The sequence below is a fragment of the Streptomyces sp. PSU-S4-23 genome (genome assembly GCF_055632315.1).
Window position 1 is genome coordinate 1,145,015 of the sequence record NZ_JBVMUU010000002.1, and the last position, 14,325, is coordinate 1,159,339.

The window sequence follows — 14,325 nt, forward strand, 5'->3', positions numbered from 1 at the left end:
TGACCTCCCGACGCGGCCGGGCCCGCCGTAGCCTCCCGACGCCGCCGGACCCGCCGTAGCCTCCCGACGCCGCCGGACCCGCCGTGATCTCCCGACGCCGCCGGGCCCGCCGTAGCCTCCCGACGCGGCGGCCCGCCTGTCCGCTCCCGCGGGGTCCGGCCGACCCCGCCCGTCCGCCTCGCCCCGGACCCGGTCCACCCGGCCCGCGGTCGTGCCCCGGCGCACGGCGCGCCGTGCCGAATGCGGTCAGGCGGGCACCGCGAAGGTGGTGATCACCGCCGCGTGGTCCGACGGCCAGTCGTTGCCTGCGACATCGGGCCACGGGTGCGGCGTGCCGGTGACGGCGGTGCGGGAGTCGAGGACCGTCAGGCCTCGGTGCAGGACGTAGTCGATCCGGTCCTGCGGTTCGGGGCGTCCGCTGCCGTCCTGGTGCACCGGGTGGATCGGGGACCAGGTGTGACCGGGGTCGCGCACCGGGTCCGGGTGGGCCTCCCGGTAGGAGTCGCGCAGACCGGCCTCCTCCGCGGCCCGGGTCACCGGCCACGCGACGTCCGGCCGGTCCAGGTGCGAGGGGCAGTTGAAGTCGCCGACGAGCACGACCGGGACGCCGTCCTCGGCGGACTCCTCGATCCGCCGCAGGGCCTCCCGCATCTGCGCGAGCCGCCCCTCCTCATGGGCGATCAGCGCGGTCGCCGGCAGCCCGTCGAAGGCGGACTCGTAGGGCCCGTACGGCGTGTAGTCGAGGTGGGCCGTCCAGACGTCGACCTCGCGCCCGCCGTCGACGCGGATGCGGACGCCCGCCGCGCCGTAGAAGCCGACGCCGGGGTCCCCGAGACGGGCCGCGATCGGGTGGCGGCTGATGACGCCGAGGTTCTCGCCCGCCCGGTGGTGGTACCAGCCCAGTGCCTCCGCCAGTTCCTGTGCCGCGGTGCCGTCCGTCTCCTGCAGGCCCACGACGTCGGCGCCGGCCTCCAGGATGGCCTTGATCTGCTTGGCCCGGTGGTCGTCGACCTTGCTGCCGCCGAGCCAGAGGTTCCACGTCATCACCCGGAGGCCGTTCGCCGGCAGGGCCCGCAGCCGCTCGGGCGTGACCCCCTCCAGGCTGGCCAGCACGGTGCGCCCGGGCGCCGCGTCGATCGGGGCGAGCGACGGCACGGCGAGCACCGCGCACCCCGCCGCCTCGGCGGAGGTGACGCCCGTGGGGGTGTCCTCGACGGCCACACAGCCGGCCGGGTCGGCCCCGAGTGCCCGGCACGCGGCGAGGTACGGGTCCGGCGCGGGCTTGGTGTGCTCGGTGTCGTCGGCGGTGACGGAGACCGCGAACCGGGCGGCGCCCAGCGCTTCGAGGACGGTGTCGGCGACGGCCCGCGGGGAGGCGGTCACCAGAGCGGTGGGGATGCCGTCGCGGGCGAGCGCGTCGAGCAGGTCGAGCGCGCCGGGGCGGGGCACGATGCCACCGCGGACGCGGTCCGCGAACTCACGGTGCAGGTCGGCGGCGACACCCGCGGCCGGGGCGCCGGTGACCGCGGCCAGCCAGCCGGCCGTGTGCTCCACCGCACGGCCGAGCACCTGCTGCTGGTCGTGCTCCGCCAGCGGCCGGCCGAGGCCGGCCGCGACCCGCTCCACCGCCTCGCACCACAGCCGCTCGGTGTCGACGAGCGTGCCGTCCATGTCGAACAGGACAGCCTGGAGCGGGAGTCGGGTCACGGTTCTCTCTTTCGTGCGTGGGGGGATGGGGAACGGCGGAGAGTCCTGCGCGCGGGGGCGGCTGGATCACCCGGCGCGTTCGGCGACGAGCACCGGCCGCTGGGGCAGCGACACGGTCACGGCGGCACCGGCGGTCAGCGCGGCGGCCTCGTGCGCGGGCAGGTCGGCCTTCACCTCGGTGGCGTCGGCGAGGCGGACGGTCAGCCGTACCGTGGCGCCGAGGAACGCGGTGGCGGCCACGTGCGCGTCACCGCCGGGGTCCGCGGACACCCGCACCGCCTCGGGCCGCACCAGCACATCCACCTCGGCCGCGGCGGGTGCGTCTCCGTCGACGGGCAGCCGCTGCCCGAGCACCTCGACCGCGCCCGAGGAGAGCCGCCCCGGGATCCGGCTCATCGTGCCGACGAACTCGGCGACGAACGCGGTGGCGGGACGGCCGTACAACTCGGCGGGCGCCGCGCACTGTTCGAGCCGTCCGGCGTGCATCACCGCGACCCGGTCCGCCATCGACAGCGCCTCCTCCTGGTCGTGTGTGACGAACAGGGTGGTGATGCCCAGTTCCTGCTGGAGGCGGCGGATCTCCTCGCGCAGGGTGAGCCGCACCTTGGCGTCGAGCGCGGACAGCGGCTCGTCGAGGAGGAGGACGCGCGGGCGCAGGGCGAGCGCGCGGGCCAGCGCCACGCGCTGCTGCTGGCCGCCGGAAAGCTGGTGCGGGAAGCGTTCGCCCTTGTCGCCGAGGCCGACCAGATCGAGCAGTTCCGCGGCGCGGGCACGCCGGTGCGCGGTGCGCACCTTGCGCATGCGCAGCCCGAAGGCCACGTTGTCCAGGGCGGTGAGGTGCGGGAAGAGGCTGTACGACTGGAAGACCATCCCGGCGTCGCGGCGGTGGGCCGGTACCCGGGTGACGTCCTCGCCGTCGATGAGCACCTCACCGGAGTCGGGGTGCTCGAACCCGGCGAGCATGCGCAGCGCCGTGGTCTTGCCGCAGCCGGAGGGCCCGAGCAGGGCGAGGAGTTCACCGGGCCGCACGGCGAGGTCGAGGCCGTCGAGCGCGACGGTGGCTCCGAAGGCGCGGCGCAGACCGCGGAACTCCACGGTCGCGGCACCGGACCGGGCGGTCTTCTCGTTCTCGGGGGCAGTGAGGGTCATGGCGGTGTCATCCCTGAGATGCGGTACGGGAGGGGGTGCGACGCCCGCCGACGGCGGCGAGGGCGAGCAGCAGGACCCAGGTCACGAGCAGGCTGAGCACGGAGACGGCGACGGACATCTGGGCCTGCGCGCCGCTGATGTCCACGATCCACACGGCGAAGGGCCTGAAGCCCAGCAGATGCGCGACGGTGAACTCGCCGAGCACCAGGGCCAGGGTGAGAAAGGCGGCGTTGAGCAGCGCCCCGCGCAGATTGGGCAGCACGGCCCGCACCAGTGCCTGCGGCCAGCCGGCGCCGCAGCTGCGGGCGGCCTCGACGAGGGTGCGTACGTCGACGGCGCGCAGCCCGGCGTCCAGGGCCCGGTGGACGAAGGGCAGCGCCATCACGACGTACGCGAGGACGAGCACGAAGGGGAAGTCCGGGTTCTGGACGGCCACGAACGTCTGGAAGAGCGGCGTGCGGGAGAGGTGGTCGGGCCCCCACTTCAGGACCGTGCTGATGCCGGCGACGAACGCGATGGGCGGCACCACGAGCGGCAGCGCGCAGACGATCTCGACGAGGGCCCGCAGCCTCGGCGCGCCGAGGCGCAGCGCCACCATGGCGGGCACCATCAGGAGCAGGACGACGGCGATGGTGGCGGCGGCCAGCTCCAGCGAGAGCAGCAGGCTGCTCAGGAACCCGTCGGTGCCCAGGATCTGGCTGTAGGCGTCGAAGGTGACGCCCTGGCCCGGGACGTCCACCGTGAAGATCACGGAGGCGGCCAGCGGGACCAGGAAGTACAGGCCGGCGGCGAGAAGGACGAGTCCTCGTCCGGGGCGGATGCGGGACGTCAGGCGAGCCATCGCGCGCTCCGTCGTTGCAGGGGCAGGTATACGGCCATCACCAGGACCGCGACCAGGACCATGTCGAGGCTGAGGGCCAGCGCCACGTTCTCCTGGCCCACGAGAACGTTGCCGGACAGGGCGTCGGCGATCTGCAGGGTGACCAGCGGGATCGAGCTGCCCACCATGGCGGCCGCGGTGGCGTAGGCGGCGAAGGCGCTGCCGAAGAGCAGCACGAACCCGCCGAGGAGGGAGGGCGTGAGCACGGGCAGCGCCACGTGCAGCCAGTACCGGGCGTGCGTGGCGCCGCTGTTCTGCGCGGCTTCGCGCCACTGGGAGCGCAGGCCCTCCAGGGCGGGCGTGATCGTGAGGACCATCAGCGGGATCAGGAAGTACAGGTAGACGAGGGTCAGGCCCCAGAAGCTGTAGAGGTCCCAGCCCTTGTCGGTCAGGCCGAACCGCCGTGTGAGCACGCCGGAGTTGCCGAGGGTGGCGACGAAGGCGAAGGCGAGCGGCACGCCGCCGAAGTTGGCGAGCACACCGGACGCGGTCAGCACGGCCTCGCGCAGGGCGCGGAAGCGCGAGGTCACCACGGCCTGGGCGAGCAGCAGTCCGAGGACCGCGCCGATGGCGGCGGAGACGGCCGACAGCTTGACGCTGCCGAGCAGCGCCGTGAGGTAGGCGCCGTGCAGCGAGGCCGTGAGGTTGGCGGTGGTGTACGCGGTGGCCCCGGTGGCCTGGTCCTTGACGGTGAAGGCGCCGTTCAGCATGGCGACGGCGGGCACGCCGAAGGCGACGGCCGTGAAGGCGAGCAGCGGGACGACGGCGAGCCACCCGGCGGCGCCGCGCCGCCGCACGGGGGCGGCGGGCGCGGCGTCGGACGCGGTGGGTGCGGGAGCGGCGGCGAGGGTCATGTCGCGGGGCTCGGTGGTCACCCGGAGACGGCCTTGCTCCAGCCCTGGGCGAGGACGCCCTTGGCCTTGGTCTGCTGGGCCTCGGTCGGGAAGGCGGGTGTGCCGGAGACCGCGGGCAGCTTGGCCGCGGCGGCCTTGTCGAGCGTGCCGGCCTTCTCCATGGCGGCCATCAGGGCCGGTCGCGCGTACCCCTTGAGCCACAGGTTCTGCCCCTCGGCGCTGTAGAGGTACTCCTCCCACAGACGGGCGGCCGCCGGGTGCGGGGCGTCCTTGTTGACGGCCTGCGAGTAGTACTGCGCGTACTTGCCGTCGGACGGCACCGACACCTTCCAGTCGACGCCCTTCGACTTGAACTCCTCGGCGTATCCGGCGTTGAGGTAGTCCCAGTCGATGCTGATCGGGGTCTCGCCCTTCTCGACGGTGGCGGGGGTCGACTCGACGGGCGTGTAGTTGCCGTTCTTCTTCAGCTTGGCGAAGAAGTCGAGGCCGGGCTGGATGTCGTCGAACGAGCCGCCGCCCGCCAGGGCGGCCGCGTAGACGCCGCCGAAGGCGGAGCCGGACTGGGTCGGGTTGCCGTTGAGCGCGACCTGCCCCTTGTACTGCGGCTTGAGGAGGTCCTTGAAGGTGGTGGGGCACTCCTTGACGCGCTTGGCGTCGCAGCCGATGGACACATAGCCGCCGTAGTCGTTGTACCAGCGGCCCTGCGCGTCCTTCTGCCCCTCGGGTATGCCGTCGAAGCCCGCGACCTTGTACGGCGCGAGCAGTCCCTGCTGGGCGGCGCTCAGCGCGAAGGAGCTGCCGAGGTCGAGGACGTCCGGCGTGCGGCCCTGTCCCTTGCGGGAGGTGACCGCGTTGATCTCGTCCTGGCTGGATCCGTCCGGGTTCTCGACCTCGATCTTGATGCCGTACTTCTTCTGGAAGCCGTCGATCAGGGCGCCGTAGTTGGCCCAGTCGCGGGGCAGGGCGATCGCATGCAGCGTGCCCTCCTTCTTCGCCGCCTTCACCAGGGCGTCCATGCCGCCGAGGTCCGCGGCGGAGGTGGCGGTGGCGGGGCTCTTGCCGTCGGCGGTGGCGGAAGCGTTGTCGGGGGCGGCACCGCAGGCGCTGAGGGCGAGTGCGGCGATGACGGCAAGGCCGCCGCCGAGGGCGGCGGTTCTCGGCAGGAAGACGGTCACGGGGTCTCTCCAGGAGTGCGCGCGGGGCTCAGGGGGACGGGAGACTTGTCTGAACAAGTTGACCTCAGTCAGCCTGCCATTGGTGTCCGCTCCGTAAACACCGGAGAAACCCTGGGCCCCGATTTTTTGCACAATCCGAGGCTTCGTCGATCGCCTTCGGATCTCGATTAGGCTGATCACGCTGTGCACAGCAACCGACTCTGAGAGGAAGCATGGCGGCGCGACATGAGGAGATCGCCGACGAACTGCGGGGGGCGATCGACCGCGAGGAGTACACGGTGGGCGGGATGCTGCCCACGGAGACGGAACTCGCGTCCTGGTACGGGGTCTCGCGCGGCACGGTCCGCCAGGCCCTCGCGGCGCTGACCGCCGAGGGGCTCATCGGATCGCGGCAGGGCGCCCGCCGGGTGGTCCTGGCGAGCCGTCGCAGCCAGAGTTTCACGGAACTGCGCAGCTTCGCGCAGTGGGCCCGGGCGATGGGGCGTGAGGCGACCGGACGTGTGGTGGCGCAGGAGTACCGCCCGGCGACCAAGGAGGACTCGGTCCGGCTCCACCTGCGGGAGAGGACGCCGCTGCTGCACGTGCTGCGGGTGCGCGGGCTGGACGGCGAACCCGTGCTGCTGGAGCGCACGGTGTACGCCGACTGGATCTCCCCGGCGGTCGAGGCCGTCGAGCCCGACTGCCCCTCCGTCACCCAGCGGCTGTTCGACGACACGGGTGTGGTCTTCGCGTACGGGGAGCACGTCATCGACGCGGTCGCGGCCGGCGCCCGGGACGCCGAGCTGCTCGGTGTCCGGCGCACCAGCCCGCTGCTGCGGGTCCGCCGCGTCACGACCACCCGCGAAGGGCGCCCGGTGGAGTGGTCGGACGACCGCTACCGTTCGGACGTCGTGAGCTTCAGCGTGCACAACTCGATCGGTAACAACGCGCTGGCCCGCACGACGGCCGATCAGGACCGCGGCCCCGGGCGGGGCCCGGCCGAGACGGCCGGGCCCGGTGAGGGTCAGAACGGGTAGTGCGCGTGCTGGGTGGCGATGGTGACCCAGCGGGTGTTGGAGAACGCCTCGATGCCCCAGCGTCCGCCGAAGCGGCCGTAGCCGGATGCCTTCACGCCGCCGAAGGGCGCGTGCGGCTCGTCGGCCACGGACTGGTCGTTGATGTGCACGATGCCGGTGTGCACCCGGCGGGCGACGGCCAGGCCATGGGTGGCGTTCTCGGTGATGATGCCGCAGGTCAGGCCGTTGTCCGTGTCGTTGGCGACGGCCACCGCCTCGTCGTCGTCGGCGAAGGTGTCGAGCACGCAGACCGGACCGAACGCCTCCGCGTAGTGCAGGTCCGCGTCCTTGGGGACACCGCTGAGCACGGTCGCGGGGTGCACGGCGCCCTCCGGCTCCCCGCCGCCGGTGAGCACCGTGGCGCCCTTGGCGACGGCGTCCTCGACCAGCGCGGCCACCCGCCGGGCGGCGGTGACGCCGACCAGGGGCCCGACCACGGTCCTCGGGTGCGTGGGGTCGCCCGCCCGCAGCGCGGCGACCTTCGCGGTGAACTTCTGGGTGAACTCCTCGGCGAGCGACTCGTGGACGAGGACGCGGTCGCCGGACATGCAGATCTGCCCGGAGTTCATGAACACACTGAAGGTGACCGCGTCGACCGCGTAGTCCACATCGGCGTCGGCCAGCACGATCACCGCGTTCTTGCCGCCCAGCTCCAGCAGCGCGGGCTTGAGGTGACGCGCCGCCAGTTCACCGACGACGCGCCCGACGGCCGTCGAGCCGGTGAAGTTGACCGCCCGCACGCGCGCATCGGCGATCAGCGCCTCGGCCACCGCGGGCGCGTCCTCCCGCGCGTTGGTCACCACGTTCAGCACCCCGTCCGGCAGCCCCGCCTCCCGCAGCACATCGGCGACCAGCAGCCCGCACGCGATCGGCGCGTCCTCGCTCGGCTTCACCACCACCGTGTTGCCGGCCGCCAGCGGCGCGGCCACCGCCCGCACCCCGAGGATGACCGGCGCGTTCCAGGGCGCGAACGCGGCCACCACGCCCAGCGGTTCACGCACCGCCAGCCCCAGCACACCCTCCTCCTGGGCGCCGAGCACCTCACCACGCGGCGCGGTGACCGCGGCCGCCGCCTCGCGCAGGATGTTCGCGGCCAGCGCCACGTTGAAGAAGGCCCACGGCCGGGTGCCGCCCGCCTCGTGCGCCATGACCTCGGCCACCTGCTCGCCCCGCGCGTCCAGCAGATCGGCCGCCCTGAGGAAGATCGCACGGCGGGCGAACGGCGCGAGCGCCGCCCACTGCGCGAAGGCCGCGTCCGCGGCCCCCACCGCCCGCGCGACGTCCTCCCCACCGGCCGCCGCGACCGTCGCGTACACCTCACCCGTGTAGGGGTTGATGTCCTGGGTGGTACGGCCGGACGCGGCCGGGACGTCCTTGCCGCCGATGAGGAGTGCACGGGTGAGGGTCATGGAGGCTCCTTTGCGGGTGCGGTGAGCGGGCAGGGCGTCAGCGGGGCATCCGGAGGACGGCCTTGACGACCTCACGAGGCGGTCCCTCGGGAGCCGTCCCTGGCGGTACAGGTCGATCAGGGCGCAGCCGCCGAGCCTGACGACCTGGGACACGCATGGCGGCCTCCCGACCCGGAGAACAGCGTTGTTCGCCTGGTGAACTCACCTTCGCGAAATCGCGGGCGGCGCGAGTCTGCAACCGGCGAGGGACGCTGTCAATGAATCGCGAGCGTCCTGTTCGAGCCAGAGGGACGACTGTTTCAGTTATTCGAACAGATCAGGCGCCCGGGCGGTGGCCGAGCCGGGCCGAGATCTCCGCGGTCGTGCGGCGCAGCGGTCCTTCGAGGCGCGTCATCACGGATTCGACCGAGGTGTTCCACACGGTGAGGTGGACCGCGATGTTCACCGCCGCCACCACGGCGCCGGTCCGGTCGCGCACCGGTGCGGCCAGCGACCGCAGACCCGGCGCGAGTTCCTCGTCGTTCAGCGCGATCCCGGTCCGGCGCACCCGGCCGAGCGCCACCATCAGTTGCTCGCGGGCGGTGATGGTCTTCGGGCCGCGCCGGGCGAGATCCGTGCGGTCGATCAACTCGCGCTGCACGGAGGGTTCCTGATGGGCCAGCAGCACCTTGCCCATGGCCGTGCAGTAGGCGGGCAGCCGTGAGCCGACGTGCAGGTGCAGGCCCATCGCGAAGCTGCCGGCCCGGCCGCTGCGACGCCTGTCGACGTACACGACGTCCGGCCCGTCGAGCACGGCCATGCTCACGGTGTAGCCGGTTTCGTCCGACAGAACCTGCAGGCAGGGGCCCGCGACGCGGGTGATCTCCATGGAGTTGATCGCCGCGAATCCGAGATCGACGACCCGGGGGCCCAGGGAGTACTTCTTGGAGTCCGGATCCTGCTGCAGATAGCCGAGCCTGGCGAGCGTCGCCACGTAGCGGTAGGTCGTACTGCGGTTCAGGCCGACGCAACGGCCCAGTTCGGAGATGCCGAGCACGGGACGCGCCTCGCTGAACGACGCGAGGATCAGCAGTCCGCGCTCCAGGGACTGGGAAAAGCCCGCGGCGGCCGGCTTCGGGGCAGCGGCCTCGTCCTCGGCACCGGCCGCCGGGGCGGGGTGCGCAGGCCGGGCGGACACGGGGGGCGGGGTCCGTGAGGTCATGCCGCATGGTAGCTCCGGATGTTTCAGATGTTAGAACGCCGCGTTGACTTTCGTTACGGGCCCTCCTACGTTCCCCCCACCTTTGGTTCACCAGGAGGGCGAATATGCCTACTTCTCCTATGTCCGAACCGTCCCCCCAGCCCAGCAGACGCCGGATTCTGCGCACGGCCGGCCTGGGCGTGACCGGCCTGGCCCTGGCGAGTCCCCTGCTCGCCGCGTGCAAGGTCGGCAGCGGCGACAGCGGTGGCGGCAGCGGGACTTCCACGCTCAGGATCGGGTTCGTCAGCCCGCGCACCGGCCCGGCGGCCGGGTTCGGCGAGCCCGACGCCCATGTGCTGAGCCTGGCCCGCAAAGCCTTCGCCGACGGGCTGACCATCGGCGGCAAGAAGTACGGCGTGAAGATCATCGACAAGGACAGCCAGTCGAACCCGCAGCGGGCCTCCCAGGTCGCCAGCGACCTGATCAACGGTGACGGCATCGACCTGATGCTCACCACGTCGACACCGGAGACGGTCAACCCCGTCTCGGACGCCTGCGAGGCGGCCGGCGTCCCGTGCATCTCCACCGTCGTCCCGTGGGAGGCGTGGTACTTCGGCCGGGGCGCCAAGCCCGGGCAGAAGCGGGCCTTCCGGTACACCTTCCACTTCTGCTTCGGCGTCGAGCAGTTCCACCAGGCGTACACCCATCTGTGGCCACAGGTGAAGACCAACAGGAAGGTCGGCGTCATGTGGCCCAACGACTCGGACGGCAACGCCATCCGCGAGTCGCTCGGCCCCCTGCTGGAGAAGGACTCGTACGACGTCGTCGATCCCGGCGCCTACACCGACGGCACCAACGACTACTCGTCGCAGATCGCGAAGTTCAAGTCCGCCGGCTGCGAGATCTTCAACACCTTCCCCATCCCCTCCGACTTCGCCACCTTCTGGCGGCAGGCGGCGCAGCAGGGCTACCGGCCCAGGATCGTGCAGGTGGCGAAGACCGGTCTCTTCCCCTCCCAGGTGGAGGCCCTGGGCCCGCTCGGCGTCAATATCGCGGGCGGCGCCTACTGGACCCCGACCTTCCCCTACGACTCCTCCCTGACCAAGGTCACGTCCAGGGAACTCGCCGACGGCTACCAGAAGACGTCCGGCAAGCAGTGGACCCAGCAACTCGGCCCCAGCCTCGCCCTGTTCGACGCGGCGGCCGCCGCCTTCCGGGCCGCCTCCGGCCCGAAGGACAAGAAGGCCGTGGCCGAGGCGATCGCCGGCCTCGACGTCGAGACCCCCGTCGGACGGCTCCGGTGGGGCAAGGGCCCCAACGCCAACGTCGTCGCCGCCCCCATCCTCGGCGGCCAGTGGGTACGGGCCGCGAAGGGCAGCCCGTACAAACTGGACTTCGTCGTGTGCGAGAACTCCTCCGACCCCAAGGTCCCCGTCGCCGGGCGGCTGCGCCCCTACCCCTCATGAGCACGCCGAGCACATCGGCGGCGGGGTCCACGACGACGGCGGGCCCCGCGCCCGCCCTCATGGGCCTCGGCCTCACCCTCGACTACGGCGACCTGCGGGTCCTCGACGAGGTGGACTTCCACGTCGCGCCCGGTGAGGCGGTCGGCATCGTGGGGCCCAACGGTGCGGGCAAGACCACACTGCTCAACGTCCTGGCCGGCTCGGTCACCCCCGGCAGCGGCACCGTGCGCCTCGACGGACAGGACGTCACCGCACTGCGCCCCGAGCTGCGCTGCCGCCGCGGCATAGGCCGCGCGTTCCAGATCCCGCGTCCCTTCGGCGGGATGACCGTCCTGGAGAACGTCCTCGTGGGCGCCTCCTACGGCACACGCCTGTCCCGCGCCGCGACCCACCGCCGGTGCGTGGAGGTACTGGACCTGTGCGGACTGGTCGACCTGGCCAACCGGCGCGCCGAGAGCCTGGGCCTGCTGCACCGCAAGCGGCTCGAACTCGCCCGCTCCCTGGCGACCGACCCGCGAGTCCTGCTGCTCGACGAGATCGGCGGCGGCCTCACGGACGCCGAGGCCGCCGAACTCGTCACCACCGTCCGGCAGGTGCGCGCCCTCGGGGTCGGTGTGGTGTGGATCGAGCACATCGTCCATGTGCTGGTCCAGGTCATCGACCGCCTGGTGTGCATGGACGCCGGGCGCGTCCTCGCCGAGGGGGAGCCGGGGGCCGTCCTGCGCGACGCCCATGTCGTCGACGCCTATCTGGGAAGGAGCGGCCATGGCTGACGTCCTGCGCGTCTCCCGCCTCGTCGCCCGCCATGGGCTGCTGCAGGCCGTCAGGGAGGTGTCCCTGTCGGTGGCCGAGGGCGAGGTGGTCGCGCTCGTCGGCGCCAACGGCGCCGGAAAGTCCACCCTGTTGCGCACCGTCGCCGGGGCGCATCCCGCCGCCGGGGGCTCGGTCTCCTTCGCCGGCGAGGACATCACCGGCCTGGCGGCCCACCGCAGGGTCGGGCGCGGTCTGGCCCTCGTACCCGAAGGCCGCAAGCTGTTCCCCGACATGACCGTCGAGGAGAACCTGCTCGTCGCCGGCCGGCGCGCCCGTCCGGGTCCGTGGGACCTCGACACGGTCCTCGACGCCTTCCCCCTCCTGCGGCCGATCCGCCGCAAGAGGGCGGGCAGCCTGTCGGGCGGCCAGCAGCAGGCCACCTCCATCGGCCGTGCCCTGATGACCAACCCCAGGCTCCTGCTGCTCGACGAGGTGTCGCTCGGCCTGGCGCCGGTCGCCGTCGACACCGTCTACGCGTCCCTGTCGGCGCTGATCCGGGACGGCGCCACCCTGCTCCTGGTCGAACAGGACCTCGGCCGGGCCATGGCCGTCGCGGACCGCGTCGTGTGCATGCTGGAGGGGCGCATCGTGCTCGAGGCCCCCACCGGCGCCGTGACCCGGGAGCAGGTGACCGACGCCTACTTCGGTCTCGGACGCATCACCCCTTCCTCCGCCCCGCCGGCCACACCGGCGGCCCACCCCTCCCCGGAGCGGACATGAGCTGGATCAACGCCGTCGTCCAGGGACTCTTCCTCGGCGGCCTCTACGCGCTGTTCGCCTGCGGCCTGTCCCTCATGTTCGGCGTCATGCGCATCATCAACCTCGCCCACGGCGACCTCGCGGTGCTCGGTGCGTTCGGTGTGTGGTGGGTCGCCACGCAGGCGGACGTGTCACCGTTCGTCGCGCTGCTCGCCGTGCTTCCCGTGATGCTCCTCCTCGGGTACGCACTGCAGCGCACGGTCCTGGCCCGCAGTCTGCGCGGGGGCGAACTCACCCCGCTGCTGACCACGTTCGGGCTCGCCATCGTCCTGCAGAACGCCCTGCTGCAGATCTTCTCGCCCGATGTGCGCAGCCTGGGCCCGGCCGCCGGTTCCCTGGCGACCGGCAGCTGGCGGATCGCCGACCAGCTGTCGGTGCCCCACCTCGGCGTGCTGATCCTCGCCGTCGCCGTCGCCGTCCTCGGCGGGCTGCAGTTCGTGCTGCGGCGCACCGCGTTCGGCCGGGAGATGCGGGCCGCCGCCCAGGACCCGGACACCGCGGCCCTCGTCGGCGTCCCGGCGTCGTCCGTGTACGCCCGCGCCACCGCGATCGCCGTCGCCGTGGCCGCCCTGGCGGGTACCTTCCTGGCGATCCACTCCACCTTCGACGCCTCCAGCGGCCCCACCCAGCTCATCTTCGCCTTCGAGGCGGTGGTGATCGGAGGGCTCGGCTCCCTGTGGGGCACGCTGGCCGGCGGCATCGTCCTCGGCATCGCGCAGACCGTGGGCGCGACCATCGATCCGCAGTACTCGATCCTCGCCGGGCACCTGGTCTTCCTCGTCGTCCTGGCCGGCCCCCGCGGCCGGTTCATCGCCACTCGGAGAGCCCCCGCATGACCACAGCAGCAGCCGGCGCGCACGGACGCTGGTCCGTCCAGCGCTCCAGCCCCGCCTCACGGGTGGGCTCCGCCGCCCTCGTCCTCGCCGGTGCGGCGCTCTTCGCCGTGCCCCAGGTGCTCAGTGCCAACATCGTCCAGCAGCTCACCAGCCTGCTGATCTTCCTCATCCTCGCGGTGATGTGGAACGCCCTCGCCGGGTACGCGGGCCTGGTCTCCGTAGGACAGCAGGCGTTCATCGGCTTCGGCGCGTACGGGACGATCCTGCTGACCCAGCACGGCGTCCAGCCCTACCTCGCCGTGGTGCTGGCCGCCCTGGCCTCCGCCGTGCTCGCCGCGGTGCTCTCCCTGCTCGTCCTGCGGTTGCGCGGCGGCCAGTTCGCCGTGGGCACCTGGGTCGTCGCGGAGGCGATCGCCCTGCTCGTGATGCTCGACCAGGGCCTCGGCGGGGGCACGGGCATCTCGCTGCAGGGCCTGAGCGGTTACGCGCCCGAGGTCCGCCGCGCGTTCACCTACTGGCTCACCCTCGGCTTCGCCGTGCTGCTGCTCGTCCTGCTCTTCTGGCTGCTGCGGCACCGCACCGGGGCCGCGCTGCAGGCGATCCGGGACGACGAGGAGGCGGCCGCGTCGCTCGGCGTGCGGGTCAAGCCCCTGAAGCTCCTGCTGTTCGTCCTGGCGGGATTCGGATGCGGCGCCGCCGGTGCACTGACCCTGGCCAACACGCTGTTCGTCCAGCCCCAGTCGATCTTCGGCGTGCAGTGGTCCGCGTACATGATCTTCATGGTGCTGGTGGGCGGCATCGGGACCTTCGAGGGCCCCCTCGTCGGCGCCGTCCTCTTCTTCGCCGTGCAGTACCTCTTCGCCGACGAGGGCGCCTGGTACCTCATCGGCCTCGGCCTGACCGCCGTGGCCTTCGCCCTGTTCCTGCCGCGCGGACTGTGGAGCCTGGTCACCGACCGGCACCACGTCCAGTTGCTCCCGGTCGGTTACCATCTGCGGCGAAGGACGAGCGGCCCGAGCCCGTCCGCGGAGGAGACTTGATC

General features: G+C 72.5%; 13 protein-coding genes. 6 read left to right on the top strand and 7 right to left on the bottom strand.

What is annotated here, in order from left to right:
• Positions 1-246 precede the first annotated feature (246 nt).
• The 5 genes from ACZ79I_RS06030 to ACZ79I_RS06050 form a co-directional block, all read right to left on the bottom strand.
• A complete protein-coding gene (locus ACZ79I_RS06030; RefSeq protein WP_471494799.1) occupies positions 247-1,707 on the bottom strand; it encodes an HAD-IA family hydrolase in 1,461 nt (486 codons plus the stop codon).
• A gap of 66 nt (positions 1,708-1,773) precedes the next feature.
• Positions 1,774-2,856, bottom strand: a complete 1,083-nt coding sequence (locus ACZ79I_RS06035) for an ABC transporter ATP-binding protein (protein ID WP_471494801.1) — start codon at positions 2,854-2,856, stop codon at positions 1,774-1,776.
• A gap of 7 nt (positions 2,857-2,863) precedes the next feature.
• A complete protein-coding gene (locus ACZ79I_RS06040) occupies positions 2,864-3,697 on the bottom strand; it encodes an ABC transporter permease (protein ID WP_471494803.1) in 834 nt (277 codons plus the stop codon).
• A complete protein-coding gene (locus ACZ79I_RS06045; protein ID WP_471504783.1) occupies positions 3,685-4,590 on the bottom strand; it encodes an ABC transporter permease in 906 nt (301 codons plus the stop codon). The genes ACZ79I_RS06040 and ACZ79I_RS06045 overlap by 13 nt, the downstream gene beginning before the upstream one ends.
• Before the next feature lie 17 nt (positions 4,591-4,607).
• Complete coding sequence (locus ACZ79I_RS06050; protein WP_471494805.1) at positions 4,608-5,765, bottom strand: ABC transporter substrate-binding protein; 1,158 nt, start codon at positions 5,763-5,765, stop codon at positions 4,608-4,610.
• A 212-nt stretch (positions 5,766-5,977) separates the two neighbouring features.
• On the opposite strand from ACZ79I_RS06050, the gene ACZ79I_RS06055 reads away from it, so the two are divergent.
• Positions 5,978-6,781, top strand: a complete 804-nt coding sequence (locus ACZ79I_RS06055) for a GntR family transcriptional regulator (RefSeq protein WP_471494807.1) — start codon at positions 5,978-5,980, stop codon at positions 6,779-6,781.
• On the opposite strand, the gene ACZ79I_RS06060 is transcribed toward ACZ79I_RS06055, so the two are convergent.
• Together ACZ79I_RS06060 and ACZ79I_RS06065 are read right to left on the bottom strand one after the other, a co-directional pair.
• Entirely contained in the window at positions 6,769-8,229 is a 1,461-nt protein-coding gene (locus ACZ79I_RS06060) for an aldehyde dehydrogenase family protein (protein ID WP_471494809.1), read from the bottom strand. The two genes, ACZ79I_RS06055 and ACZ79I_RS06060, sit on opposite strands and share 13 nt — an antisense overlap.
• A gap of 316 nt (positions 8,230-8,545) precedes the next feature.
• Positions 8,546-9,430, bottom strand: a complete 885-nt coding sequence (locus ACZ79I_RS06065; protein WP_471494811.1) for an IclR family transcriptional regulator — start codon at positions 9,428-9,430, stop codon at positions 8,546-8,548.
• 104 nt (positions 9,431-9,534) lie between these two features.
• Here ACZ79I_RS06065 and ACZ79I_RS06070 point away from each other — a divergent pair, with 104 nt between their 5' ends.
• Genes ACZ79I_RS06070 through ACZ79I_RS06090 form a run of 5 tightly spaced genes read left to right on the top strand, consistent with a single transcriptional unit; the run spans position 9,535 to position 14,323 of the window.
• Positions 9,535-10,875: an ABC transporter substrate-binding protein gene (locus tag ACZ79I_RS06070; RefSeq protein ID WP_471494813.1), complete on the top strand. Its 1,341-nt coding sequence runs from the start codon at positions 9,535-9,537 to the stop codon at positions 10,873-10,875.
• Entirely contained in the window at positions 10,872-11,648 is a 777-nt protein-coding gene (locus ACZ79I_RS06075) for an ABC transporter ATP-binding protein (protein WP_471494815.1), read from the top strand. Before ACZ79I_RS06070 ends, ACZ79I_RS06075 begins: the two co-directional genes overlap by 4 nt.
• Complete coding sequence (locus ACZ79I_RS06080; RefSeq protein WP_471494817.1) at positions 11,641-12,408, top strand: ABC transporter ATP-binding protein; 768 nt, start codon at positions 11,641-11,643, stop codon at positions 12,406-12,408. The genes ACZ79I_RS06075 and ACZ79I_RS06080 overlap by 8 nt, the downstream gene beginning before the upstream one ends.
• The gene (locus ACZ79I_RS06085; RefSeq protein ID WP_471494819.1) at positions 12,405-13,283 is read left to right on the top strand and encodes a branched-chain amino acid ABC transporter permease; all 879 of its coding nucleotides are present in this window, start codon (positions 12,405-12,407) and stop codon (positions 13,281-13,283) included. The genes ACZ79I_RS06080 and ACZ79I_RS06085 overlap by 4 nt, the downstream gene beginning before the upstream one ends.
• Complete coding sequence (locus ACZ79I_RS06090) at positions 13,280-14,323, top strand: branched-chain amino acid ABC transporter permease (RefSeq protein ID WP_471494821.1); 1,044 nt, start codon at positions 13,280-13,282, stop codon at positions 14,321-14,323. Before ACZ79I_RS06085 ends, ACZ79I_RS06090 begins: the two co-directional genes overlap by 4 nt.
• Positions 14,324-14,325: the final 2 nt, after the last annotated feature.

Coding starts and splice junctions, on each gene's coding strand:
- ACZ79I_RS06040 (WP_471494803.1), bottom strand. CDS start 3,697: ATGGCTCGCCTGACGTCCCGCATCCGCCCCGGACGAGGACTCGTCCTT.
- ACZ79I_RS06055 (WP_471494807.1), top strand. CDS start 5,978: ATGGCGGCGCGACATGAGGAGATCGCCGACGAACTGCGGGGGGCGATC.
- ACZ79I_RS06065 (WP_471494811.1), bottom strand. CDS start 9,430: ATGACCTCACGGACCCCGCCCCCCGTGTCCGCCCGGCCTGCGCACCCC.
- ACZ79I_RS06060 (WP_471494809.1), bottom strand. CDS start 8,229: ATGACCCTCACCCGTGCACTCCTCATCGGCGGCAAGGACGTCCCGGCC.
- ACZ79I_RS06090 (WP_471494821.1), top strand. CDS start 13,280: ATGACCACAGCAGCAGCCGGCGCGCACGGACGCTGGTCCGTCCAGCGC.
- ACZ79I_RS06085 (WP_471494819.1), top strand. CDS start 12,405: ATGAGCTGGATCAACGCCGTCGTCCAGGGACTCTTCCTCGGCGGCCTC.
- ACZ79I_RS06035 (WP_471494801.1), bottom strand. CDS start 2,856: ATGACCCTCACTGCCCCCGAGAACGAGAAGACCGCCCGGTCCGGTGCC.
- ACZ79I_RS06080 (WP_471494817.1), top strand. CDS start 11,641: ATGGCTGACGTCCTGCGCGTCTCCCGCCTCGTCGCCCGCCATGGGCTG.
- ACZ79I_RS06075 (WP_471494815.1), top strand. CDS start 10,872: ATGAGCACGCCGAGCACATCGGCGGCGGGGTCCACGACGACGGCGGGC.
- ACZ79I_RS06070 (WP_471494813.1), top strand. CDS start 9,535: ATGCCTACTTCTCCTATGTCCGAACCGTCCCCCCAGCCCAGCAGACGC.
- ACZ79I_RS06045 (WP_471504783.1), bottom strand. CDS start 4,590: ATGACCCTCGCCGCCGCTCCCGCACCCACCGCGTCCGACGCCGCGCCC.